Genomic DNA, 22,014 nt, shown 5'->3' with positions numbered 1-22,014 from the left:
CGCCGGGTCCGCCCGTTTGTTCGGGTGGGCGCCCGTTGGTGCGGGCCCTCCCGATAGGCTGGCGGAATGACGCGTGCCGAGCAGCCAACGGTCGTGACCCCCACCTCAGGCGCCCTAGCGGCGGATTCCCGCGAGCGCGCCGTACGAGCCCTGCTGCGCTTCCCCCCACTGAAGCGGCTGTGGAGCGCCCAGTTCGTCGGGGGTGTCGGCGATGCCTTGTCCATGCTTGTCCTGGTGGTGCTCGCCCTTCAGGCGGCGCTGTATGTGCCGCTGGGAGGTGAGGCCGTCCTGGGCGGCGGCTACCGGGGTGCCGCCCTGGCGGTCACCCTGGTCTTCGCCACCCGGATGCTGGCGATGCTGCTCTTCGGGGCGGTGCTGCTGGGCCCGCTGTCCGCGCTGACCTCCCCGTCGGGGCCGCTGGACCGGCGCTGGACGATGGTCGGCGCGGATGTGCTCCGGCTCGCCCTGCTGGTCATCGCCCCGCTCTGGATCGACTGGACGCCCACCGACGCCCTGGCCTGGCTTCTGGTCACGGTCTTCGTCACCGGCGTCGCCGAGCGCTTCTGGACCGTGTGCCGGGAGAGCGCGGCGCCCGGGCTGCTGCCCGCCCCGCCCGCCGAGGGCGCCGCGGTGCGGCCGCTGCCGGACAACCTCGACGCCCTGCGCCGCCTGTCGCTGCGCACCACCTTCGTCGCCCTGCCGATCGCGGCCGCCGCCCTGGTGGTCGTCACCCTCGTCAGCAAGCTCCTGGGCACCGGCATCGACTGGTTCCACCTGCACCAGGCCGCCCTCGGCTCCTACGTGGCCGCCGGGCTGTTCGCCGCCTCGGTGTCGATCCTCTACTTCATCGAGCTCCCCGGTGCCGCCACCCCGCGGCCGCGCTCCCCGCTGGAGGGACTGCGCCGCCCGAAGGCCGCGGCCCAGGGCGAGAAGGCCGCCGACAAGGGCCGTACCGGCGCGGTGCCGCTGCTGGTGCTGGGCTGTGCATCGGTCGCCGCCGGCATCGCCGCGGCGGTCTCGCTCGCCGCGCTCCAGGGCTACGACCTGGCCGGCGGGCCGGCCACCTTCGCCCTGCTGGTGCTCCTGCTGACCGGCGGTACGGCCGCCGGCATCCGCGGTGCCCGCCGGGTGCTGCCCGCGCTCTCCCGCCGCCGGCTGCTCGCCCTCGCGGTGGCTGCGACCGGCCTGGCGCTACTGGCCATGGGCCTGGTCCCGGACACCACGACGGTGCTGATCCTGGCGCTGCTGGCCGGTCTCGCCGCCGGTGTCGCGGCCAATACGGGGCACGTCCTGCTGGACCAGGAGTCCGAGGAGTCCCGCACCGCCCGTACCACCGAGCACCTGCACGCCGTGGTGCGCGTCGCGGTGGCGCTGGCCGCCATCGTCGCGCCCCTGCTCGCGGCCGTCATCGGCCCGCACCACGTCGGCGGCGGCCACTTCGGCGTCGCCTACGGGGGCGCCGCCTACACCCTGATGCTGAGCGGCGCGCTGCTGCTGCCCGTCGCCGCCTGGCTGCTCGGCAAGGTCGACGACCGGCAGGGCGTACCGCTGCGGCGCGATCTGCGCGAGGCGCTGGCCGGCGGCGACCCGGCCCAGGCGCCCGCCCCGACCGGTTTCTTCATCGCCCTGGAGGGCGGTGACGGCGCGGGCAAGTCCACCCAGGTGGAGGCGCTCGCCGAGTGGATCCGCGGCAAGGGCCACGAGGTCGTGGTGACCCGCGAGCCGGGCGCCACGGCCATCGGCAAGCGGCTGCGCTCGATCATCCTGGACGTCTCGACGACCGGGCTCTCGGACCGGGCGGAGGCGCTGATGTTCGCCGCCGACCGCGCCGAGCACGTCAACAGCGTCATCCGGCCCGCGCTGGAGCGCGGCGCGGTGGTGATCACCGACCGGTACATCGACTCCTCGGTCGCCTACCAGGGCGCCGGCCGGAACCTCGCCCCCACGGAGATCGCCCGGATCAACCGCTGGGCCACGGACGGCCTGGTGCCGCACCTGACCGTACTGCTGGACATCTCGCCCGAGACGGCCCGTGAGCGCTTCACCGAGGCGCCCGACCGGCTGGAGTCCGAGCCGGCCGAGTTCCACCAGCGGGTGCGCGCCGGCTTCCTGACCCTGGCCGCCGGCGATCCGGCGCGCTACCTGGTCGTCGACGCCGGCCAGGAGCCCGAGGCCGTCACCACCGTCGTACGGCACCGCCTCGACCAGGTGCTCCCGCTGTCCGAGTCCGAGCTCCAGGCGCAGGCCGAGGCCCGTCGGGCGGCCGAGGAAGAGGCCCGCCGCCGGGCCGAGGAGGAGGCCGCGCGCAAGGCGGAGGAGGCGCGGCTGGAGCGCGAGCGCCAGGAGCAGCTTGCCAAGCTGCGCGCCGAGGAAGAGGAGCGCAAGCGGCAGGAGGCCGAGCAGGCCCGGGCGCTGGAGGAGGCCCGCCAGGCGGCCGAGGCCCGGCAGCGCGCCGAGGAGGCCCGTCAGGCGGCGGAGGAGGAGCGGCGGCGCCGCGAGGCCGAGGAACGGGCCCGCCAGGCCGAGCAGGAGCGGCTGCGCCAGCAGCACGAGGAGCAGGCCCGGCTGCGTAGGGAGGCCGAGGAGCGCCGCCTGGAGAAGCAGCGCAAGGCTGAGGAGGCGCTGGTCCGCGCCGAGGAGGCCCGGCGGGCGGCTGCGGAGGAGGCGGCCGCGGCGGAGGCTGCGGCGGCGGCCAGGGCGGCCGAGGAGGCCAGGGCCGCGGAGGAGGCCGCCGAGGCGCCGACCAAGGAGACGCCGGTGGCGGATCTGCGGAAGCGCTATGTGGAGCACGGGCCCGAGGCCGGGACGTCCGGAGCCGCCTCGTCCGGATCCGGTGACGGTTCCGCGGCGGGCTCCGGCGTTGACGCGGAGCGGACCGAGGCGCTGCCGCGGCCCGAGGCGTCCGGCCGTACGGCCCCCGGAGCCGCGGACGAGACCGCGGTGCTGCCCCCGGTGCGGGACACCCGTGGGGGCTACCCCGCCGACGCTGAGGAGACCGCGGTGCTGCCGCCGGTGCGCGAGGACGGTGCGGCGGGCGACGCACCCGCCGACCGGGTGCCGTCGTGGATGTTCCGCAAGGAGGAGAACCACGGCGCCACCGGGCCGTCCGCCGCCCCCGAGTCGGGCGTCGAGCGCACCCGCGAACTCCCGCAGATCGACCCGGCGACCGGCCGGCCCGCCCAGGGCGCGCAGCCGGCGCCGAGCCCGCAGCGCGGCCGCCCCCGCCCCGAATGGGCGGAGGAGACCCCGCTGGACGATCTGCCGTCGCTCGCCGACGAGCTGCTCGGCTCGCGCGCGGACGAGGACGCGGACGACGACGGACGGCGCGGCGGCCGGGGTCGGCGCCGTTAGCCGGTTCCGTTAGTCGGCGCCGTTAGTCGGTTCCGCCCGGGCGGGCCCCTTCCCCGTCGGACACCCGTACCACCGGCCGTGGCCGCAGCGCAGCAGCTGCCGCCGCGGCCGGTGGCCGTTTTCCGGGCCGGTGCCGCGGGCCTCCCCCGCCCGGGCGGAGGAGGCTTTCGGGTTCGCTTGTCAGTGGGTTGCACCACAATGGGTCAGGCGGGTCACGAGCAGCCCACAATGGGTCAGGCGGGTCACCAGCAGCACGGAACGGACAGGAACGGCGGGCAGCAATGGCGGTATGGGACGACGTGGTCGGCCAGGACCGGGTGACGGCGCAGCTGGCCGCGGCCGCACGGGACGCGGACGCCCTCGTCACCGCTGAGCACGCGGCGGAGGAGGGACAGCTCGCCGGGCAGCCCGGGCCGGGGGAGGACGAGCCGGCGGGCGGCCCCGGGGGCGCCTCCCAGATGACGCACGCCTGGCTGTTCACCGGTCCGCCCGGCTCCGGCCGGGCCACCGCCGCCCGTGCCTTCGCCGCCGCCCTCCAGTGCGTCAGCCCCGACCGGGCCCTCGGCGGCGCTCCGGGCTGCGGCTTCTGCGACGGCTGCCACACGACGCTGGTCGGCACCCACGCCGACGTCGAGATCGTCCGTACGGACCTGCTGTCCATCGGCGTCAAGGAGACCCGCGACCTGGTCCGCCGGTCCTCGCTCTCCCCGGCCGGCGGGCGCTGGCAGGTGATCGTCCTGGAGGACGCCGACCGCCTCACCGAAGGCGCCGGCAACGTCCTCCTCAAGGCCGTGGAGGAGCCTGCGCCCCGCACCGTCTGGCTGCTGTGCGCCCCCTCCCTGGAGGACGTGCTCCCCACCATCCGCTCCCGCTGCCGCCACCTCTCCCTGCGCACGCCGCCCGTGGACGCGGTCGCCGATGTCCTGGTACGGCGGGACGGCATCGACCCGGAGGCCGCCGCCCGTGCCGCCCGCGCCACCCAGGGGCACATCGGCCGGGCCCGCCGCCTCGCCACCGACGAGCGCGCCCGCGCCCGCCGTGCCGCGGTACTCAAACTCCCGCTCCGCATCGACGACATCGGCGGCTGCCTCAAGGCCGCCCAGGAGCTGATCGACGCCGCGGGGGAGGACGCCAAGCAGGTCGCCGAGGAGGTCGACGCCAAGGAGACCGAGGAGCTGCGTGCGGCGCTCGGTGCCGCCGCCGGGACGGGCGGCCGGCTGCCGCGCGGCACGGCCGGCGCCATGAAGGAGCTCCAGGACAAGCAGAAGCGCCGCTCGACCCGTACCCAGCGCGACAGCCTCGACCTGGCCCTGGTCGACCTCACCGGTTTCTACCGGGACGTCCTCGCCCTCCAGGTGGGCGCCCCGGTCCCGCTGGCCAACGACGAGGTGCGCGACAGCGTCCAGCGGGTCGCCGCCGGCTCGACGCCCGAGCGCACCCTCCGCCGCATAGAGGCGGTCATCGCCTGCCGTGAAGCCCTGGACCGCAATGTCGCCCCGCTCCTGGCGGTGGAAGCCATGACCACGGCCCTCCGAGCCGGCTGACCCCGGACCCCGGACCCTCGACGGCAGGAGACACACCCGGCCACACCCGGCACCGACGAAACGACCACTCACGGTCTCCGTCCGGATACTCTCCGCCCGGAGCCCGCGCACCGCCCGGACACCGCCGCCCCACCCGTCCACCACCCCCCAGGGAACCCACCGCACGCCAGACTCCGCCTCCCCAGCCAGGGATCGAGACCGAGGGACCGCCATGGCCACCAGCCGACCGCTCCGCCTCTCCGCCGCCGCGCTCGCGGCCGCCGCCCTGCTGATCTCCGGCTGTTCCGCGGGGAGTTCGTCCACCGGCGGCGCGGCGTCCCCGGGCCGTACGACGGAGGCCGGCGCTCAGCGCCCCACCGCTGCCTCCACCCTCCAGCCCCTGCCGCCCGCCATCCCGGCCAACCTGCGCCCGTACTACGACCAGAAGCTCGCCTGGCACCCCTGCAAGGCCGCCGGCTTCGAGTGCGCGACGCTGAAGGTGCCGCTGGACTACGCCAAGCCCGGTGCGGCCAGTGACCTCAAGCTCGCGGTGGCCCGCAAGAAGGCGACCGGCCCCGGCAGTCGGCTCGGCTCCCTCCAGCTCAACCCGGGCGGCCCCGGCGGCTCGGCGATCGACTACCTGGAGCAGTACGCGCCCCAGCCCGCGGCCGTCCGTGCCCGCTACGACCTGGTCGCGATGGACCCCCGCGGGGTGGCCGGCAGCGAACCGGTCGAGTGCCTGACCAACCAGCAGATGGACCGCTACACCCAGACCGACCAGACCCCGGACTCCCCGGCCGAGGTCAACAAGCTGGTCACCTCCTACCGCGACTTCGCCAAGGGCTGCTCGTCCCGCTCCGGCAAGCTGCTCCCGCACGTCTCCACGGTCGAGGCGGCCCGCGACATGGACGTGCTGCGCGCCGCCCTGGGTGACAAGAAGCTGGCCTACATGGGCGCCTCCTACGGCACCTTCCTCGGCGCGACCTACGCCGGCCTGTTCCCCACCCGCTCCGGCCGCCTGGTCCTGGACGGCGCCATGAACCCAGACCTGGACTCCCGCACCACCAACCTCGACCAGACCATCGGCTTCAACACCGCCTTCACGGCGTTCGCCGCGGACTGCGTCAAGCAGAAGGACTGCCCGCTCGGCCACAAGAACGCCGCGGACGCCGGGAAGCAGCTCTCCGCCCTGTTCAAGAAGCTGGACACGCACCCGGTGGAGACCGGCGAGCCGCGCAAGCTCACCGAATCCCTGGCCACCACCGGCGTGATCGCCGCGATGTACGACCAGCGCGCCTGGCCCATGCTGCGCGAGTACCTCGCCCAGGCCAAGGCCGGCAACGGCCGGGGCCTGCTCACCCTCTCCGACAGCTACTACGAGCGCGACCCCAACGGCAGCTACGCCAACCAGATGTACGCCAACCCCGCCGTGAACTGCCTCGACCTCGCGCCCGCCTTCACGTCTCCCGAGCAGGTCCGCGCCGCCCTGCCCAGCTTCCGCAAGGCCTCCCCGGTCTTCGGCGAGAGCTTCGCCTGGGCCGCCCTGAACTGCGCGTACTGGCCGGTCAAGCCGTCCGGTACCGCCCACCGCATCCCGGCCAAGGGCGCCGACCCGATCCTCGTCATCGGCACCACCCGCGACCCGGCCACCCCCTACACCTGGGCCAAGGCCCTCGCCGCCCAGCTCACCAGCGCCACCCTGCTGACCTACCAGGGCGACGGCCACACCGCCTACGGCCGCGGCAGCGACTGCATCGACACCGCGGTCAACGCCTACCTCCTCGACGGCACCGTCCCGCCCAAGAACAAGGTCTGCAAGTGACCCGCCTCACACCCCCGCCCGCCCCGCTCTGACCAGCCCCTTATCCCGGTACAGACCACCCCTCCACGATGTGTAGACTGGGCCGCGCACCACGCCGCCTTAGCTCAGTTGGCCAGAGCAACGCACTCGTAATGCGTAGGTCTCGGGTTCGAATCCCGAAGGCGGCTCAGTAAAAAGGCCAGGTCACACAGTCCGTGACCTGGCCTTTTGCGTTGCTTGGGGCATGACGCGTCGCGCGGCCGGGGTGCCGCGAGATGGCTTGCGTGAGCGATGCGTGAGCGGGGGCGCTCAGAGACCTACTTGTTGGGCTTCCGGAGCTTGGCCTTCTTGTCGGCCTTGGGCTGGGCTTTCGCCTTGTTCTTCGGCTTGCCGCCCTTGCTCTTGCCGGCGTTCTTCGCCGCGTCCTTCTTGGCCTTCTCCTTCTTCGCGGCCTTGCGCAATCGTCGCAGGGCGCTGGCATGAAGCCAAGGGCCACGCCCACCAAGCCGACGCCGCCCGCAAAGCCCTCCAGCACCTTCAGAGCGCCGCCGGCCACACCCCCGAACTCACAGACCTCGCGCAACGTCAGCCCAAGGAGGAGACCCGTCGCACCCTGGCCAGCGATGTACGCGCTGTCATCCCCGAGCACGCCGAGCAGATCCTCACCGACACCGGCTGGCCGGCCCTCGCCACCGTCCTCGCCGACGCCGAAGCCCGCGGCCACAAACCCCACCAACTCCTCAAGGAAGCAGCCGCCCAGCGCGAACTGGCCACCGCTCGCCAACCCGCCCGCGTCCTGATCACCCGCATCCAGCACACCGGACGCAACCCCGCACCGAACCGCCGTGCTGAAGCCGCTCGCCGACGCTCGACAGTCACGCCTTCGCCATCGCTCAGTGGACCCGACGTCGGTCAGCCAACGGCAGCAGCCACAGCACCGCCCGCGAAGCAGCGTCGTCCCCGCCGTTAGCCGCCCAACACGTCGCTGTACGAACGGAGCCCTTCGCGGTCGTACAACGAGGGTCCGTGCGTGCTCTCGGTGAATCGCCCCTGCGGGAGCCTGGCTGGTCCGCGGGCCGGGGGTGCTGCATCGTGGCTGAAATGTACTCCCACCAGGGCGATTGTCAGTGCTGTATGCGAGGGTCGCCATCTGCGAGCTGAAGCATTGTCGGCGGCTCGCGACGCGTTACGCGTACACGGCCAACGGGGAGGCACGGTATGACTGGCGACGGCTTCGACATCGACACCGACCAACTCAAGTCCGCCGCACCGACGTTCCACCGGGAGTCTGTTGCCCTGGAACGGGCGACGGCCAAGCTTCGCCACACGCTGAGCGGGCTGGGGGAGCCTTGGGGCGGTGACGAGCAGGGCAAGAAGTTCGAGCACGCCTACGCCCCGCACCAGACACAGATCGAGAAGGCGGCCGCAGCTCTGGTCAAGGGCCTGTCCAGCATCACCAAGGCCATGAACGACATGGCCGCCAACCACGAAGACGCTGACCACTCGGCCAAGTCCGGCTTCGAGGGTGGTAAGTGATGGGTGCGGCCGACAAGGCCAAGGAGATCGTCCAGGATCTCACCGGCATGTGGTGGCCGGAGGGCAACGAGGACGAACTCCGGGAGGCCGCCCGTGCTTGGCGCACCTTCGCCGACGACGTGGAGGACTGCACGGCCGCGTGCCACAAGAAGGCCCAGGACGTCATCGACAACAACAAGGGCAAGTCGATCGAAGCGTTCGGGGGGTTCTGGCGCAAGTACCACGGTGGCGGCAAGGGGTACCTCGACGATGTGGCCACCGCTGCTCGCGACATGGCCAAGGCCCTGGATAAGTACGCCGACCAGGTCGCCGAGGCCAAGAAGAAGATCGAGCACGAACTGGAGATCGCCGGAGCGGTCCTGGTCGCCGGTACGGCCCTGGCGCTCTTCACCGGAGGCATCAGCGAGGTCGCGGCGGCAGGCGCCACCGAGGCGATCGTCGCCGCAGCAAGCACGGCGGGCGTCGCCGTTTCCGCCACCGTCGCCGAGATCGCCGGAACGGTCCTTGCCACTGCTGCCATCGGCGGCATCGAGGCGATCACGGTGGATGTGGTCGTCGCTCAGGGTGGCCGCAACCTTCTGGGCGACCAGAAGGGCATCAGCCTCAAGGAGGCAAGCGCAGCCGGCCTATCCGGCATCCTGCTGGGGGGAGCCTTTGGCGGTGCACGGAGCGTAGCAACACGCATAGCCGAGGGGCCTGACCTCAATAGTGTGGGCAACCTTCGCTGGGGCGAGGGAGGCGGCGGTACCACGCTGTTCGGCGATACCTACAAGACTCCGTTGACGAAGCCTCTGCGTGACCTGGTGAACCCCGGCGGTGGCATGACCAATTGTCGGGGATGCGCGCTCGCCGTGGATCGCACCATGCAAGGTGCCCCCGCTTCAGCCCTTCCCAACCTCCCCCGTGGGTCGCTTGGTTCTCTTGCCAAGCAGTTCCCGGGTAGAAGTTTCCGCCCCAAGTCCTTTTCATGGATCGTGAAAGATATGAAGGGTGCCGGGGACGGCGCGCGTGGAATAATCTTCGGTGGCGACAAGCGCGGCGGTCACGTCTTCAACGTCATCAACCGCAATGGAGACATCATCTTCATCGACGGGCAGAGTGGGCATGCGGCACATGCCTACAACTGGAAGAACTATCAATTCATGAGGACAGACTGATGCTGGATCGTGGCGAGGCTCTGAAGGTCGCCGAAGCGCTTCTTCAGCAGGAGCGTGGGCCGTACGACCCTGAGCTGGAAATCGACTACGAGAACACCGAAATCAGGGGAAATCTTCTTATTGCCCCTTTCAATAGTCCGGAGTACCTGGAGTCGCGTGATCCTCACGACATGCTTCTTGACTGTTGGCCGATCCTGGTTGACCTGACCTCCGGCGAAGCTCGTCTCGGCACGATCGAGGACAGGTCACTCTGGCAGGACGAGTAATTTCGATTCGATTGCGCGGAAGGCAAAGCGCGTCTTGGGCGGCGACTCCTTCTTCACCGATGACGAGTGGATCTGGGATTTCTGCCTGAGCCGCTACCGCCCCGCACCATCTGTCACGACCTGGCACCCCGCTCGTTCAGTCGACGGCTCCCGTGGCTTGGCCCGATCGCGGTGCCCGAGATCGACCTGGTATCCCTTGCTCCGGTGTTACGGTCGCCCGCATGACGCTCTCGGCATCTTCGGCGCGCTCCGTGGACTTGCGAGTTGAACCGGTGGAAAACCTCCTCGATCACGTAGCGCGATCTCTTCAAGTCGACCTGGACCGGGACACGGTGGTACGCAAACGCCGCTCGGTCGGAGCGCGGACGGACCGACGTACGTGGGTGCGTATCGAACGGCGCGGGCTCGACAGAATCGGGGCGCAGGGCTGGAACGGCACCGAGTGCGCTTCGCGTCTGGAAGGCATTGCGCAGCCCGTCTGGCGGGGGTGTGTGGTCTGGCGGGACGCGGACGAACTCGTGATGTGGCGGGTCGATGAGACCGAGCTCCTGCCGAGTGCGCCCATCGGCAACGCGATCCTCAGCGAGGACCCGAAGCTGCAAGACGCATGGTGGCAGGCGTTCAACGCTTCCCTGGACGCGCTTGCCGACCAGGACACGAGCCGCGTCGCTACCCCCGACACCGTCACCATTACGCAGGCTTTCGTTACCGAAGCCATCCACGGTCTCTCTCCCTCCCACTCTTTCGATACGACCATCGAGAGCTGGGTGCCCGCCCACGCGGATCTGAACTGGGCCAACATGACTGCGCCGGCGTTCTGCCTCTTCGACTGGGAGGACTGGGGCAACGCGCCGCGAGGGTTGGACTCGGCTTCGCTGTGGGGAAGTTCCCTCGCCGTTCCGGCTCTGGCCGATCGCGTATGGCAAGAACGCAGGCGCGACTTCGAGAGCCGGGACGGCAAGCTGATGACGCTGTTCGTGTGCTCGAAGATCCTGGGGCCGGACGCGCACCCGGAGGACCCCCGTCTCACGCCCGCTCGCCGTGTGGCCGAGCGGATCGTCTCGGAGTTTCAGGCGGGCTGATCGAGCAATCGGGCCCGAAGGAGGTTCCGGTACTCCTCGATTGCTCGCTCGTCGACCTGGCCTGCCAGAGCGTCGATCAGATCACTTAGATGGGCGGGGCTGTCGGTTCCCACGGCAACCGTGCCGACCTTGGGGAGCTCGTAGGCAGCCCGGAATGCCGCCTGCATTGGAGAGAGCCCGGTGCCGTCTCGGAGGAAGACGCGGGAGTCGATCCGGCCCCACACCGGGGCGTTCGCGCCGCCTCCGAAGGGGCTCATGCCCCACACCACGTTGCCGTTCAGGCGCCATGTCGCAGTGACGGCATCCGCTGCATCGAGCGTCTTGATGCCGACCAGCAGGCCGACGCGGACCATGAAAGCGGACGGCCTCGGCGTGGTCGCGTCGATCAGGCTCGGCAGCGGTGACGGATTCCAGGACGCGACGCCCCAGGCGCCGCACAGCCCGCTCGACGTGGCCTCCTCAAGGGCGGCGCATGCCTGGGCCAGGGCATCCCGGCTATGAGCGGTGCCTTCGTGAAGCGAGTGCTCCGGGTTGTGCAGGAACACCACATCCGGCTCACGGCCAAGATCCTCCTACCGGGGCTTCCACCTCGACGTCCGCAACGCCCCGGCTCCCGCGCCCACCCCTGCGGGTCGGCCGTCCTGGCGCGCTTGCGTCCGCGATGCCGGGAGCCGGATGAAGGTCAGGAAACAGTGCGCTCGGCGAACCAGCGGAGTGCCGTGCTTGCAGCGGCCGGATCGACGTGGTCGGGGAAGAGGAACAGGTCGAGGTTGAGTCCGTCGATCAGGGTGAGGGCGTGTGTGACGTGCGCGTCGACGTCGGCCGGCGCGACATGCCCCTGGTCGGCGAGCACGCCGAACCAGCGGAGCAGTGCCTCCTTCGAGGCCCGGCGCCCGCTCTTGAGGATCTCCACGACTCCCGCGTCGCCGCCGAGGGCCAGCCTGTGCAGTTCGGCCCAGCCGGTCAGCGCCTGCATCTGCTCGTTGGGCTGCGGCACGAACTGCGCGAGGCAGTCGTACAGGCGGGCGGCCGGATCCCGGCTGTCATCGGTGATGTCGAGGTCGCCGAGAACGTTGGTGACGAGCCGGCTCGCGACCGCCTGATAGAGGTCGGCCTGGGACGGGAAGTAGTGCCGCAACGTGGTCGCCCCGACGCCGGCCGCGGCCGCGACGGACCGGACGCTCAACGCTCCGACGCCTTGCTCGTACGTCAGCCGGAGGGCTGCGGCGAGGATCTCTTCTTGCCTGCTCTTGCTCACGAAGAGGACAGTAGCACAGTGTGCTAGTACGGTGTACGGTACGGCGTACTAGCACGCTGTGCTAGAGCTATCTCGCTGATCAGGAGCATCGCATGCACGAGACCCTCCGCCCCGTCCTGGTCGAAGCGCCCGTGGATAGGCCGTCGGGCCCCGGCTGGCCGGAGAGCGTCGCCGGAGTGGCCGCCTATGGGATGCTCTACGCGGCCGTGGCCCTGTTCCTGCGGCACGCCGTCCTGTCGGACACCATGGCTGGCCTCATCGGGTTCGTGCTCTCCGCGGTGATGGGCCTCGGCGCCTTCGCGGTCGCCGCCCTGCTGCGGATCCGCCGGCTCGCGCCGTTCGGCCTGCGGCGCGTGAGCGGGCGGTCGTTGCTCGCCGCCGTCGGGTTCGGCGTCGTCGCCTACGTGTTGGCCACCATCGCCTCGCTGCTCTACCAGGCCGTGGCGGGCGATCACCAGAACGTCCAGGGCGGCTACCAAGCGGCCGCCGCGGGTGGCCTCCTCTGGTACCTCGCGACCGCGGTGGCCGGGTTCGTGGCCACCCCGATCGGCGAGGAGCTCATCTTCCGCGGTGTGCTGGCCAACGCGCTGGGCCGCTACGGGGCTTGGGTCAGCGTGCTCGCCAGCGCCACGGTCTTCGCGCTCGTGCACGGTCTCAACCCGGTGCTGCCCGTCGCGTTCGTGGTCGGCGTCATCAATGCCCTGCTGCTGCGGCGTACCGGCTCGGTGTGGCCCGGCATCGTCGTCCACGGCGTTAACAACGCGCTCGCCATGTCGGTGCCCGTGGTCCTTGCGCTGGCGAGCGGGTGAGCCGCCCGCGGCTGAACCAGGACTCCGTCAAGGCCCCGAAGTGGGTGGGTGATTCGGCATGACGAGGCGTACGGCAGGGGGAGGTCTACGGGGTGGCCGAGAGGCCTCTTCGTGGTGCGACGGAGTGCGGGGCGAACTTTCATTGCGACGCAATGGACATGGCGTTAAGTTGCAAGTGGAGTTGGCGTGACTGGCCAGCGGTCCATTGGGATCGCCACCACGTCGTATCGCGGGGCGACCTGCGATGCGGAGGCGCCATGGCTCGACAAGGTCGGCTCCGGGGTGCAGCCCGGCCTGGCGGCTACCAGGCCGGGCCAGCGCCCACGGAGCAGTGGGTGAGCCTGGCCGCGTTGGTTGCGGCCAGGCTTACCGTCCCACTTGCTCCGCGAGAGCAACGACCGCCACCAGAAGGCTGAGCGCCGACAAGAGCACTTGCCAGCGGTCCGGCTCAGGCCAGCGCTTCCCGGCCTTCCTGAACGATCGATCCCTCATCGCTGCCCCTCTCTCTTCCGAGGCCCCCATGGCGGGGCCCGGTCAACCGGCTGTCGGTCGGAACAGCGTGGCGGAAGGCGAGCAGCACGCTGAGGCTAGCGCATCAACTCGCCGCCATATGGGCGGTCTTGGGCGCGGTAGGCCCGCAGAGAGTGGCGGCGGGTACTTACGCGCAGACTTAACGAGAAACCTCTCGATGTCTGGCAGTCATTTTTGACCTCCGTTGCCCTGAGGGGCTGTCAGGGGGCCGCACAGCGATTGAGCGTGTCCAGGCGAGACTCCACTCTCGTGGCTGTGTGATGTGCGTCACGCGACGCCCCTCGGTGGTAGGGGTGACGTCCGGGGGCTTCCTTGGCGTCGTGAACTCGTGCTGGGGGGAGCGGCGGTACGCGAGGATGCCCGGGCCGGTCACTCACTGAGGTGGCCGAGAGGTTGCGTGTGCTCGGATGCGGCTGGTGAAGGGGGGAGGGTGAAGACGATCTTTCCGTCGGCCTCACCGGTGAGCATCTCCCGGAAGCCGTCGGCGGCCTCCTGCAGCGGCAGTTCTCGGGCGATGCGCGGGCGGAGCCCGGTGTGGTCGAGGAACGTCAGGAGCTCGGCCAGCTCTTCGGCGGTGCCCATGGCCGAGCCGACCAGCCGCAGCTCCCCGAATATCAGGCGATGCAGGGCATGGGGCGCAGCCGACTCGGCGGCGCGGCCCGCTCGGTAGCCGGCGCACACGATCGCACCGCCCGGCCGCAGCAGGTCCAGCGAGCGGGTCCAGCTGGTCTCGTCCACGCCACCGTCGAGGACGACATCGACCAGGCCGGGCGGCGTTTGCGACGGTTCGAGGATCCGGTGCGCGCCCAGGTCGGCGGCCAGCGCACGGCCGCTGCCCTCGGCGGTGACCCATACCTCCAGCCCGGCGGCCACCGCCAGCCGCACCGCCGCGGTCGCGATGCTGCCGATCCGTTCGCGGCCCTGCACCAGCACGGTCTGCCCGGGCCGCACCCCCGCGTTGGTGAACAGCATCCGGTACGCGGTCAGCCAGGCGGTCGGCAGGCAGGCGGCCTCGCTGAACGAGAGCCCGGCCGGCTTGGGCACCAGGTTGCGGACCGGCACCACCAGGGTCTCGGCGAAGCTGCCCTGGTGCCGCTCGCTGAGGACGGTCCGCCCCGGATCGAGCGTCTCGGGGCCCGTCCAGCCGGGGGAGCCGACCAGGGCGTGCACGACCACCTCGGTGCCGTCGGCCAGCACACCGGCGCCGTCGCAGCCCAGGATCATCGGATACCGCTCGGGTGGCATCCCCCAGCCGCGCAGGGTGGAGAGGTCGTGCATGTTCAGACTGGCGGCACGCATCGACACCGCTGCCCAGCCCGGTGGCACCTCCGGCTCGGGGCGCTCGCCGGTCATCAGCCCCGCCAACGGGTCGTCGAAATCGGGGGCGGCGGCGTAGACGGCGAACACAACGAGCTCCTCAGAGGGTGGTGACGACTTGGTCGAAGGCCAGGCGCGGCAGCCGCTCCCGTCGCACGGGTGACGGCCACCCCAGATTCATGACCAGCAGTGCCTCCCGGTCCTCGGCGGGGAAGAACGCGGCGTTCAACCCCGCCTCGTCGAAGCCGAGCAGGGGCATGGCGGCCAACCCCAGGGAACGGGCCGCCATGATGAGGTAGCCGGTCTGGAGCACGGCGTCGAAGCGGCCCCGCTCGCGCCGCACTTGTGGCGCGCCGACCAGCCACTCGTATAGCTGCGGAGCGTGCGGGAACATCGCGGGTAGGTTCTCGTGGAAGTACAGGTCCACGGCCAGCAGCAGGGTCAGCGGGGCGCTCGCGGTCTTGGCGCGGTTGCGTTCGCTCAGGTGTGGCAGCAGCCGCCGCCGCGCCTCGGCACTGCGGATCTCCAGGATGCGCAGCGGCTGCTGGTTGAACGAGGTCGGGCCGCATCGGATCAGCTCGTATACGGCTGCCAGCGCGTCGGGGGGGACGGGCTCGTCGGTGAAGCCGTTCGGGGTGCGGGCCTGCCGGAACAGCAGGTCCAGCGCCTCGGGCGACAGCCGTGGCCGGGCCTCGCCGGTCAGAGCGGCCATCGGCGTGCCTCATGCCGCGAAGCAGGGCACGCCGGGAGGCATCGGATCACCGTCCCTTCCCCGCGTGGCCGCGCTCGCTCTGCTGCCCCGTCGTGACCTCGGCCTGGATGGCGTCGACGATGCGGCTGATGGCGGGCACGTTCAGGCGGAAGAAGCCGAGCACCGCCAGGAGCAGGACGATGCCGGGGAGTTGGGAGAGCACGAAGGACTTCTCCAGGTCATTGACCGAGTAGTGGTACACCACGAACACGCGCAGCGCGGCCTCGGCCACGAGCATCGCGCCGAACGCGGCGGTCATGAGCCGCTCCCGGAACCGGAACTCCCGCGACTCCAGCCATGCGCGGTCGTAGGCGATCTCGCGGGCCGGGTCGCCCTTGGTCGCCATCGGGGCGGCCGCCTGGTACACGACGGGCCGGCCGACGAAGCAGGTGACCCACAGGAACACGCCGCTGAAGGCGGTGAAGAAGGACGGCTTGATCGCCACCACCCGGGGGTCGTTGGTGGCGAACAGCAGGGCCACCGCCAGGGCGATCTCCAGCATGACCAGGACCCCGACGAAGTCCATGCGGCGCCGCCGGATCGTGTTGATCAGGGTGGTGATACCGGTGGACACACCCGCGAGGGTCAGCGCCCAGAAATCCGACATCCCCAGTCGCTTGAAGGCGAAGTACAGCGCCGTGGGGACAACGATATCGAGCAGTATGGGAACGAACGGCCGCACACGGGCGAGAGGGCCGGAGTTCTGCATGGGCACTCCTTTGTTGGGGGTTTCTGTCTGGGGGTCAGACGGGGAGGGGGTCGGCGCGGAAGACGGTCTCGGCGCCCCGGAGCGAGCTGGTCACCGCGGAGCGTGCGTACGCTCGCATCTCCTCCTCGTAGCGGCCGATCGCGTCGATCAGATCCAGCCGTCCGGCGGAGGCGTCGGCCAGCCGCTCGGCGAGCAGGGCGGCGTCGCACAGGGCCGTGTTGGCCCCGGTGCCGCCGACCGGGGTGGGGGCGTGCACACAGTCGCCCAGCACCGTGACCCGGCCGGGCGGCCAGGCGTCCGGCACCGGCACGGCTCTGATCGCCAGCGCGAAGGTGGCGGCGCGCTGGGAGCGTTCGATCACCCGGCGCAACAGCGGGTGCCAGTCCTCGGTCATGCGGGCGGCCACGGTGTGCAGGGCGAGTGGGTCGGCAGCGAACAAGCCGGCGCCGGTGGCGGGGAACTCGCCGGCAGGGGCGACCAGGGTCCACTTGACGTAGTCATGGACCGCTTCGATGTCCGCGCCCGGCGCATGTGCGGCGACCGCCTCGGCGAACGGCCGGCGCGGCTGGTACGCGCCGAGTACCAGGGTCGTGCGACGCGGACCGAGCACCGGACGAGCCCCGCCGAGCAGCTCCGGCGGAATCCAGCCGAGCGCCTCGGAGTCCAGGGCCATGAATCCGTGGACGCCGTGCAGGCCGGTGTCGAGCACCTCGGCCTGAGGCAGGCGTTGCCGCCGCGTCAGGGAGTTGATGCCGTCGGCGATGACCAGCACATCGGCGGTGGCGGTGCCACCGGTGAAGTCGACGAGTACGCCGTCGTCGGTCTGCCGGTAGCCGGTGACCTTCCGGCCGAACCGCACCGTGCCGCCCAGTCCGGTCAGCAGGATCTGCCGGAGGCACCGGCGGTCGACGACTATGCTCGCTGCCGCCCGGTCGACCGGGGTTCCGGCCGGCCGGTGCGCGCCGATCTGGCGGAGCCGGTGGTCGAAGCTGACGCCGCGCGGCATGTAGAGCCGGCTGGCGGTGTCCTCGGTCAGGCGGTAGAGCCGGTCGGGCAGGCAGGCGGCGAGGGCGGCGCGGCCGAACTCGTCGATCCGCAGCCGGAACCCCTGCTCCCGGGACAGCGCGGAGTCGTCGCTCTCGAAGACCGTCGCCTCGATGCCGTGGCGGCGCAGGCCCTGCGCGAGGGCCAGGCCGCCGACGCCGCCCCCGGACACCGCGACCCTCAGTGCCCTCACGGGCCCTCCTCGGAGCCGCCCGCGCGCTCGCGGCGCACCGTGCCGGTGTTGCCGTCCACGGTGACGAGGTCGCCGTCCCGGAGGAACGCGGTGGCGGTGCGGGTGGCGACCACCGCCGGGACGCCGTATTCGCGGGCGATGATCGCCGGGTGCGACAGCAGGCTGCCGCGGTCGGTGACCAGTGCGCCGACCGCCGGGAAGAGGATCGCCCACTGCGCGGTGGTCTCCGGACAGACCAGCACCTCGCCGGCGCGCAGCCGCCCGAAGTCGGCGACACCGGTGATGATGCGGGCGCGGCCGGTGCGCCGGCCGGCGGAGGCGGCGACACCGTGCAGGGTGTCCTCCTCCTGACGGGCCGTGGCGGCACCCGCGCCGAAGACGCCCATCGACCACTCGGCGGCCCGCATGACGGCCTGCGCGGCCTCGGACGGCGGTGTCATGTCCGGCTCCGGCCGCGGCGGCGCGGGCGGCTGGCCGAGCAGCTGCGGGCCGGGATGCGCCAGTGCCCAGGCGTGCTCACCACGGCGGCGGCGCACCAGGCCCTCGGCGGGGGCCTGGCCGGCGAGGGCGGCGAGCACCTCCTGCTGCTCCAGGAACATCACGTCCTCGCGGGCGGTGAGCATCCCGGCGGCGACCAGGCGGGAGCCGGCCTCCAGCACGGCGTAGCGCAGCAGCGCCCACAACGACACGGCGTAGAAGGACTTCTCGTCGCGGATCGGCGCGCTGATGTCGGAGCCACGCAGGCAGCGCTCGAAGCGTTCCCGGTCGGCCTCGGGGCGGCCGGCAAGCGCGGTGCGGGCTTCGGCGACCGCGGCGGCGCGGCGCTCGTCCAGGCGGGTGCGTTCGGCGTCCAGGTCGTAGGGGGCGTCGAGCTGCGCGCCGACCATCCCGAGCAGCACCTCGGGCTGCTCGGCCAGGGTCGGCTCGGCCAGGGTGAACCCGGCGGTGCGGTGGCCGTAAGCGGCGAGGTAGGCGGTGAACAGGGCGTCGAAGCCCGGGTCGGCGGGGCGCTCGCCCGCCTCCAGCGCGGCCCGGACGCCCGGGCGTCCGGCGGCGTAACGTGCCATGTCCCCGACCCCGGAGGTGGCGGGGACGTGGTCGCCGACCAGGCCGCCGCGCAGCCGCAGCGTCTTGGCGGCGTCCCAGCCGAGCAGTTCGGCGCAGGTCGCGCCGAGCCGCCCGAGCAGGCCCGCCGAGGCGCCGCTGAGCCGGAAGTAGCGGTCGTGCAGGGTCGCGAAGGCGTCGAGGAGGCGGTGGAAGTGGGCGGTCAGCGACGGGTTGTCGAGGGCGGCCGGATCGACCGCGCGGAGCTCGGCGACGGCCGTGGCGCACTCGGTCTTCCAGCCGTCCTCCCACTGGTTCACCAGCTCCAGCGGCTCGTCCGCGGCGAACCTTCCGGCGATCTCCTCCAGCCTGGCGACCAGTTCGGACATGGTGTCGGGGCGCAGGGTGACGTAGGGCCAGCCGCCGATGACCGCCGGGCGCGGCGTGGCACCGGTGGTGAAGGCGAAGACGTGCGGCGCGGCCCGGGTGAAGACCGGCAGGAACGTCGACCGGACGAACGGGGTCCAGGGCCGGTCGAAGTTCGGGTCGCGCATCGAGGATCCCGGCGGTACCTCTACCGGGATCGGCACATGCGGCACCAGTTCGTCCGGGAGCCCGGTGACCGGTCGGGCCTGGAGCAGCCGCAGCCGGCCGTCGGTGACGGCCCACTCGACGTCCTGGGGAGCGCCGAACCGGTCGGCGACCGCCCGGGCCAGCTCGGCGACCTGGAGGACCAGCGCCTCATCGGCCACCTTCTCCTCACCGGAGGTGCGCCGCGCGGCGCCGTCGCGGACGGCCCACTCCTCGGCTGTCGCCTCGCCGGACATCAGCCGCTCGCCGAGCCCCCGCACGGCGCTGATCACCACTTCGTCGGGGTCGGCGGTGAGCACGTTCACGCTGAAGGCGACCCCGGCGACGTCGGCGTCCACCATCTCCTGGACCAGGACCGCCACGCCGCCGCCCTGGGCGTCGCCCTGGTAGGCGGTCAGCCGTTCGCTGGATCCCGACTCCCAGCACGTCCGGACCGCGTCGAGCACGTCGTCGAGGCCGCGGCAGTTCAACACCGACTCGTACTGGCCCGCGTACGACATGCCCTCCAGGTCCTCCGCGACGCCCGAGGAGCGCACCGCCAACGGGGCGTCGCCCGCCTCGGTGAGGATCTCGGCGACGCTCTCGCGCAGCCGGCTCCGGTCACCGCCCGGGCCGAACGCCGCGGCCAGCAGCTCCGTGCCGAGGACCCAGCCGGCCGGAACGTCGAACCCGGCCTGCGTCAGCTCGCCCAGCACGGCCGCCTTGCGTCCGGCGGCCGGCACGTCCGCCAGGCCGGTCTGTGATAACGCCAGAACACCCATGGATCGCTCGCTCCTCCGCAGCGGTGACTGTCTGTGGGCCGAGCCCACACCCGTAGGTTGGCTTCCACTTAGAGTCTCGTTCAAGCCCGGCCGTCGGCCGCTCGTCCCACGGCGCGGCGGCGTTCCCGGGTGGGGCGACCGTCGCCCCGGGGGGGGTGACATCAGGCCCGCAACGGCAACTCGTTGAGGATGCGGTGCTGTATTCGCTTGATCTCTTCCGAGGGGGCGAGGCCGAGTTCCTCGTCCAGCAGCATCCGGAGGTTGTGGTAGACGTCCAGCGACTCGCTGCGCCGTCCGCAGTCGGCGAGCGCCCTCATCAGCTGCCCGTGGAACCACTCGTTGAGCGGATAGCGGACCGTCAGTGAGCGCAGTTCGCCGACCAGTTCCCGGCTGCGGCCGAGCGTGAACCCCGCCTGGACGCACAGCTCCAGCGCGCGCACGCGCTCTTCCTCGAGGTGTACGGCATGGGCGCTCAGCTGGCGCCCCTTGGTGACGTCGGCGAGGGCCGGACCGGTCCACAGGCCCAGCGCCCGGCGGAGCATCGGCTCGGCCTCCTCGGGGCGGCCGTTCTCCAGCAGCTTCCGGGCGGTCTTGACGGTCGATTCGAAGACCTCGGCGTCGAGTTCGCCGGGCTCCAGGAGCAGTATGTACCCGGGCGGGCGGGTGAGCAGCCAGCGGCGTCCCGGCTCCATGACCTCGTCCCGGGCGAAGGACTTGCGCAGCTGGTAGACGTACGTCTGCGCGGTGGTGACAGCGGTGCGCGGGGAATCGGCTCCCCACAGCTCGTCGATGAACGCGTCGATGTGCACGACCTGATTGCCGCGCAGCAGGAGCAGGGCGAGCACCTGTCGCACCTTGGCGGGCGTCGGGGTACGGTCCCGGTCCCCCGAGCGGACCTGAGTGGCCCCCAGTACCTTGTACTCCGGCATTGTCTCTCCAGTTCTTTCGGGTTTTCCCCTCCCGGCCGGTTGTTCCTAGGTCGGGAACCGGCCATAAAACTACGCAGAAAGCGCCGCCCAATTCGCGCGAATAATTCCATGGTTATGCCGGGGCGATCGAAGGTTGTAGCGGGCCCGGGAAATGCGTACACCTGCCGTTCGGCGGCCCGTACGATCCCGGGTGCGGGCGGTCGGCGTGCCGCGAAGCCGGAGCGCGCGACTCCGCGGGCGGCCGGTGCTGGGCATTCTTGTCATAGCGATGGATGTAGAGACACTGCACTTTGGATGTAGTTCTATTCCCAAGTGTTCTGACAAATGCTTGGGTTTCTGGATATGTCCATAGCTCAGCCAGCCACCCTGCGCGTCCGTTCCGTCTTCGGATCCGGTCTGCGTCCGGTCCAGCTGGCTCTCACCGAATCGCGCCCCCTCGTCCAGGTCATCTTCATGCTGCGCTTCTCGTCCGGCGTGCTGCTGGCGAGTGGGACGGGCGGGCTGTTCCGGGTCGTGATCGCGGCTCTGTCGTGGCATATGGCGACGGTCAGCACCTACCTCTACAACGGTGTCTGCGATGTCGACGGCGACCGCGTCAACGGCTCGCCCAGGCCCATCGCCCAGGGGCTGCTGGCCGTGGGCACGGCCCGGCGGCTCGTCGCGGCGAGCGGCGGCGCGGCGCTCGTCCTGGCCTCGCTCGACGGCCCGGTCTGCACCTTCGCCGCCGGGGGGATGCTGCTGCTCGGCTGGCTCTACTCAGCCCGGGGGATCGCCCTGAAGAACACCACGGCCGGCGCGGGTATCTGCGTCTTCCTCATGGGCCTGCTCGCCTACACCGACGGCTGTTTCGCCGTCCCGCAGGCGCAGCTGTCGTGGCCGCTGGTGATCGTGGCGGTGTCGATGTCGCTGTGGATGGGGATGGTCGGCGCGGTGGTCAAGGACTTCGGCGATCTGGCCGGGGACAGGGTCGACGGCCGTCGCACCCTGTATGCGCGCGGATCGGGACATCGGGCGCGGCTGGCGGGTGCGGCCGGTGCGGTGGCGGTGGGCGCCGGCTTCCTGGCCGCGGCCCTCGCTCTCGCCCCCGTGCTGTGGCCGGCCGCAGCGCTCGCCTTCGCCGGTGCGGGCGTGGTCGCCGCCTACTGCCTGGTGCCCGGCTTCACCCGCTGGACGGCCCAGCGGCTGCCGCACATGGACGAGCGCACGCTGCGGCGCCTGCCGTACCGGGCCTTCATGGCCACCCAATACCTCGTGCACCTCAGTGTGCTGACGGTCGTTGCGGGGGGTGTGTGAGCGAGCGGGAGGATGCGCGGCGGTCGCCGGGCAGCTGGCGCAGTGGCTGGCGGAGGGGCCGCGCGCCG

General features: G+C 71.5%; 18 protein-coding genes, 1 tRNA gene and 1 pseudogene. 11 read left to right on the top strand and 9 right to left on the bottom strand.

The features are described from left to right. The first annotated feature begins 66 nt into the window (after positions 1 to 66). The 4 genes from tmk (at position 67) to AB0G84_RS13725 (ending at position 6,863) form a co-directional block, all read left to right on the top strand. Positions 67 to 3,351, top strand: coding sequence for a dTMP kinase (tmk, locus tag AB0G84_RS13740; RefSeq protein ID WP_361319458.1), 3,285 nt, complete (start codon positions 67 to 69; stop codon positions 3,349 to 3,351). Between the two features lie 281 nt (positions 3,352 to 3,632). Continuing rightward, entirely contained in the window at positions 3,633 to 4,895 is a 1,263-nt protein-coding gene (locus tag AB0G84_RS13735; RefSeq protein ID WP_361319456.1) for a DNA polymerase III subunit delta', read from the top strand. A 211-nt stretch (positions 4,896 to 5,106) separates the two neighbouring features. After that, on the top strand, positions 5,107 to 6,696 hold the full coding sequence (locus AB0G84_RS13730) for an alpha/beta hydrolase (RefSeq protein WP_361319454.1): 1,590 nt from the start codon (positions 5,107 to 5,109) through the stop codon (positions 6,694 to 6,696). Positions 6,697 to 6,789: 93 nt separating this feature from the next. After that, positions 6,790 to 6,863 (top strand) — tRNA-Thr (locus AB0G84_RS13725). Between the two features lie 129 nt (positions 6,864 to 6,992). On the opposite strand, the gene AB0G84_RS13720 is transcribed toward AB0G84_RS13725, so the two are convergent. Continuing rightward, entirely contained in the window at positions 6,993 to 7,136 is a 144-nt protein-coding gene (locus AB0G84_RS13720; protein WP_361319983.1) for a hypothetical protein, read from the bottom strand. On the opposite strand from AB0G84_RS13720, the pseudogene AB0G84_RS13715 reads away from it, so the two are divergent. The 5 genes and pseudogenes from AB0G84_RS13715 to AB0G84_RS13695 all read left to right on the top strand — a co-directional run. Continuing rightward, positions 7,136 to 7,645, top strand: a pseudogene (locus AB0G84_RS13715) (mobilization protein); the annotation flags it as partial. The gene AB0G84_RS13720 and the pseudogene AB0G84_RS13715 sit on opposite strands and share 1 nt — an antisense overlap. A gap of 248 nt (positions 7,646 to 7,893) precedes the next feature. Next, positions 7,894 to 8,211, top strand: coding sequence for a WXG100 family type VII secretion target (locus tag AB0G84_RS13710; protein ID WP_361319452.1), 318 nt, complete (start codon positions 7,894 to 7,896; stop codon positions 8,209 to 8,211). After that, entirely contained in the window at positions 8,211 to 9,368 is a 1,158-nt protein-coding gene (locus tag AB0G84_RS13705; protein WP_361319450.1) for a toxin glutamine deamidase domain-containing protein, read from the top strand. The genes AB0G84_RS13710 and AB0G84_RS13705 overlap by 1 nt, the downstream gene beginning before the upstream one ends. After that, positions 9,368 to 9,634 carry a hypothetical protein gene (locus AB0G84_RS13700; protein ID WP_361319448.1) on the top strand — a complete coding sequence of 89 codons (267 nt, stop codon included), beginning with the start codon at positions 9,368 to 9,370 and terminating at the stop codon, positions 9,632 to 9,634. Before AB0G84_RS13705 ends, AB0G84_RS13700 begins: the two co-directional genes overlap by 1 nt. Before the next feature lie 221 nt (positions 9,635 to 9,855). Then, positions 9,856 to 10,716 (top strand): hypothetical protein, encoded by an 861-nt coding sequence (locus tag AB0G84_RS13695; RefSeq protein ID WP_361319446.1) that lies wholly within the window; start codon positions 9,856 to 9,858, stop codon positions 10,714 to 10,716. On the opposite strand, the gene AB0G84_RS13690 is transcribed toward AB0G84_RS13695, so the two are convergent. After that, a complete protein-coding gene (locus tag AB0G84_RS13690; protein WP_361319444.1) occupies positions 10,704 to 11,264 on the bottom strand; it encodes an aldo/keto reductase in 561 nt (186 codons plus the stop codon). The genes AB0G84_RS13695 and AB0G84_RS13690 overlap by 13 nt on opposite strands. Before the next feature lie 134 nt (positions 11,265 to 11,398). Further along, positions 11,399 to 11,974: a TetR/AcrR family transcriptional regulator gene (locus AB0G84_RS13685; protein ID WP_361319442.1), complete on the bottom strand. Its 576-nt coding sequence runs from the start codon at positions 11,972 to 11,974 to the stop codon at positions 11,399 to 11,401. 92 nt (positions 11,975 to 12,066) lie between these two features. On the opposite strand from AB0G84_RS13685, the gene AB0G84_RS13680 reads away from it, so the two are divergent. Continuing rightward, the gene (locus tag AB0G84_RS13680; RefSeq protein ID WP_361319440.1) at positions 12,067 to 12,783 is read left to right on the top strand and encodes a CPBP family intramembrane glutamic endopeptidase; all 717 of its coding nucleotides are present in this window, start codon (positions 12,067 to 12,069) and stop codon (positions 12,781 to 12,783) included. A 900-nt stretch (positions 12,784 to 13,683) separates the two neighbouring features. On the opposite strand, the gene AB0G84_RS13675 is transcribed toward AB0G84_RS13680, so the two are convergent. From AB0G84_RS13675 to AB0G84_RS13650, 6 genes are all read right to left on the bottom strand, one after another. Next, a complete protein-coding gene (locus AB0G84_RS13675) occupies positions 13,684 to 14,721 on the bottom strand; it encodes a zinc-binding dehydrogenase (protein ID WP_361319438.1) in 1,038 nt (345 codons plus the stop codon). Positions 14,722 to 14,731: 10 nt separating this feature from the next. Further along, positions 14,732 to 15,343 (bottom strand): malonic semialdehyde reductase, encoded by a 612-nt coding sequence (locus AB0G84_RS13670; protein WP_361319436.1) that lies wholly within the window; start codon positions 15,341 to 15,343, stop codon positions 14,732 to 14,734. Positions 15,344 to 15,389: 46 nt separating this feature from the next. Further along, entirely contained in the window at positions 15,390 to 16,091 is a 702-nt protein-coding gene (locus AB0G84_RS13665) for a VC0807 family protein (RefSeq protein ID WP_361319434.1), read from the bottom strand. A 34-nt stretch (positions 16,092 to 16,125) separates the two neighbouring features. Then, on the bottom strand, positions 16,126 to 17,328 hold the full coding sequence (locus AB0G84_RS13660) for an FAD-dependent monooxygenase (protein WP_361319432.1): 1,203 nt from the start codon (positions 17,326 to 17,328) through the stop codon (positions 16,126 to 16,128). After that, the gene (locus AB0G84_RS13655; RefSeq protein ID WP_361319430.1) at positions 17,325 to 19,724 is read right to left on the bottom strand and encodes a PEP/pyruvate-binding domain-containing protein; all 2,400 of its coding nucleotides are present in this window, start codon (positions 19,722 to 19,724) and stop codon (positions 17,325 to 17,327) included. The genes AB0G84_RS13660 and AB0G84_RS13655 overlap by 4 nt, the downstream gene beginning before the upstream one ends. 161 nt (positions 19,725 to 19,885) lie before the next feature. Beyond that, positions 19,886 to 20,653: an AfsR/SARP family transcriptional regulator gene (locus tag AB0G84_RS13650; protein ID WP_361319428.1), complete on the bottom strand. Its 768-nt coding sequence runs from the start codon at positions 20,651 to 20,653 to the stop codon at positions 19,886 to 19,888. Between the two features lie 342 nt (positions 20,654 to 20,995). Between AB0G84_RS13650 and AB0G84_RS13645 the strand changes: the two genes are divergently transcribed. Next, positions 20,996 to 21,946, top strand: a complete 951-nt coding sequence (locus AB0G84_RS13645) for a UbiA family prenyltransferase (protein WP_361319426.1) — start codon at positions 20,996 to 20,998, stop codon at positions 21,944 to 21,946. Positions 21,947 to 22,014: the final 68 nt, after the last annotated feature.

This window comes from Streptomyces sp. NPDC020742 (genome assembly GCF_040641675.1).
Taxonomy (GTDB): Bacteria; Actinomycetota; Actinomycetes; order Streptomycetales; family Streptomycetaceae; genus Streptomyces.
The sequence above is the reverse complement of the archived record's forward strand: the minus strand, read 5'-3'. Positions and strand labels throughout refer to the sequence as shown.

Coding starts and splice junctions, on each gene's coding strand:
- tmk (WP_361319458.1), top strand. CDS start 67: ATGACGCGTGCCGAGCAGCCAACGGTCGTGACCCCCACCTCAGGCGCC.
- AB0G84_RS13735 (WP_361319456.1), top strand. CDS start 3,633: ATGGCGGTATGGGACGACGTGGTCGGCCAGGACCGGGTGACGGCGCAG.
- AB0G84_RS13730 (WP_361319454.1), top strand. CDS start 5,107: ATGGCCACCAGCCGACCGCTCCGCCTCTCCGCCGCCGCGCTCGCGGCC.
- AB0G84_RS13710 (WP_361319452.1), top strand. CDS start 7,894: ATGACTGGCGACGGCTTCGACATCGACACCGACCAACTCAAGTCCGCC.
- AB0G84_RS13705 (WP_361319450.1), top strand. CDS start 8,211: ATGGGTGCGGCCGACAAGGCCAAGGAGATCGTCCAGGATCTCACCGGC.
- AB0G84_RS13700 (WP_361319448.1), top strand. CDS start 9,368: ATGCTGGATCGTGGCGAGGCTCTGAAGGTCGCCGAAGCGCTTCTTCAG.
- AB0G84_RS13695 (WP_361319446.1), top strand. CDS start 9,856: ATGACGCTCTCGGCATCTTCGGCGCGCTCCGTGGACTTGCGAGTTGAA.
- AB0G84_RS13680 (WP_361319440.1), top strand. CDS start 12,067: ATGCACGAGACCCTCCGCCCCGTCCTGGTCGAAGCGCCCGTGGATAGG.
- AB0G84_RS13670 (WP_361319436.1), bottom strand. CDS start 15,343: ATGGCCGCTCTGACCGGCGAGGCCCGGCCACGGCTGTCGCCCGAGGCG.
- AB0G84_RS13665 (WP_361319434.1), bottom strand. CDS start 16,091: ATGCAGAACTCCGGCCCTCTCGCCCGTGTGCGGCCGTTCGTTCCCATA.
- AB0G84_RS13655 (WP_361319430.1), bottom strand. CDS start 19,724: ATGGGTGTTCTGGCGTTATCACAGACCGGCCTGGCGGACGTGCCGGCC.
- AB0G84_RS13650 (WP_361319428.1), bottom strand. CDS start 20,653: ATGCCGGAGTACAAGGTACTGGGGGCCACTCAGGTCCGCTCGGGGGAC.
- AB0G84_RS13645 (WP_361319426.1), top strand. CDS start 20,996: ATGTCCATAGCTCAGCCAGCCACCCTGCGCGTCCGTTCCGTCTTCGGA.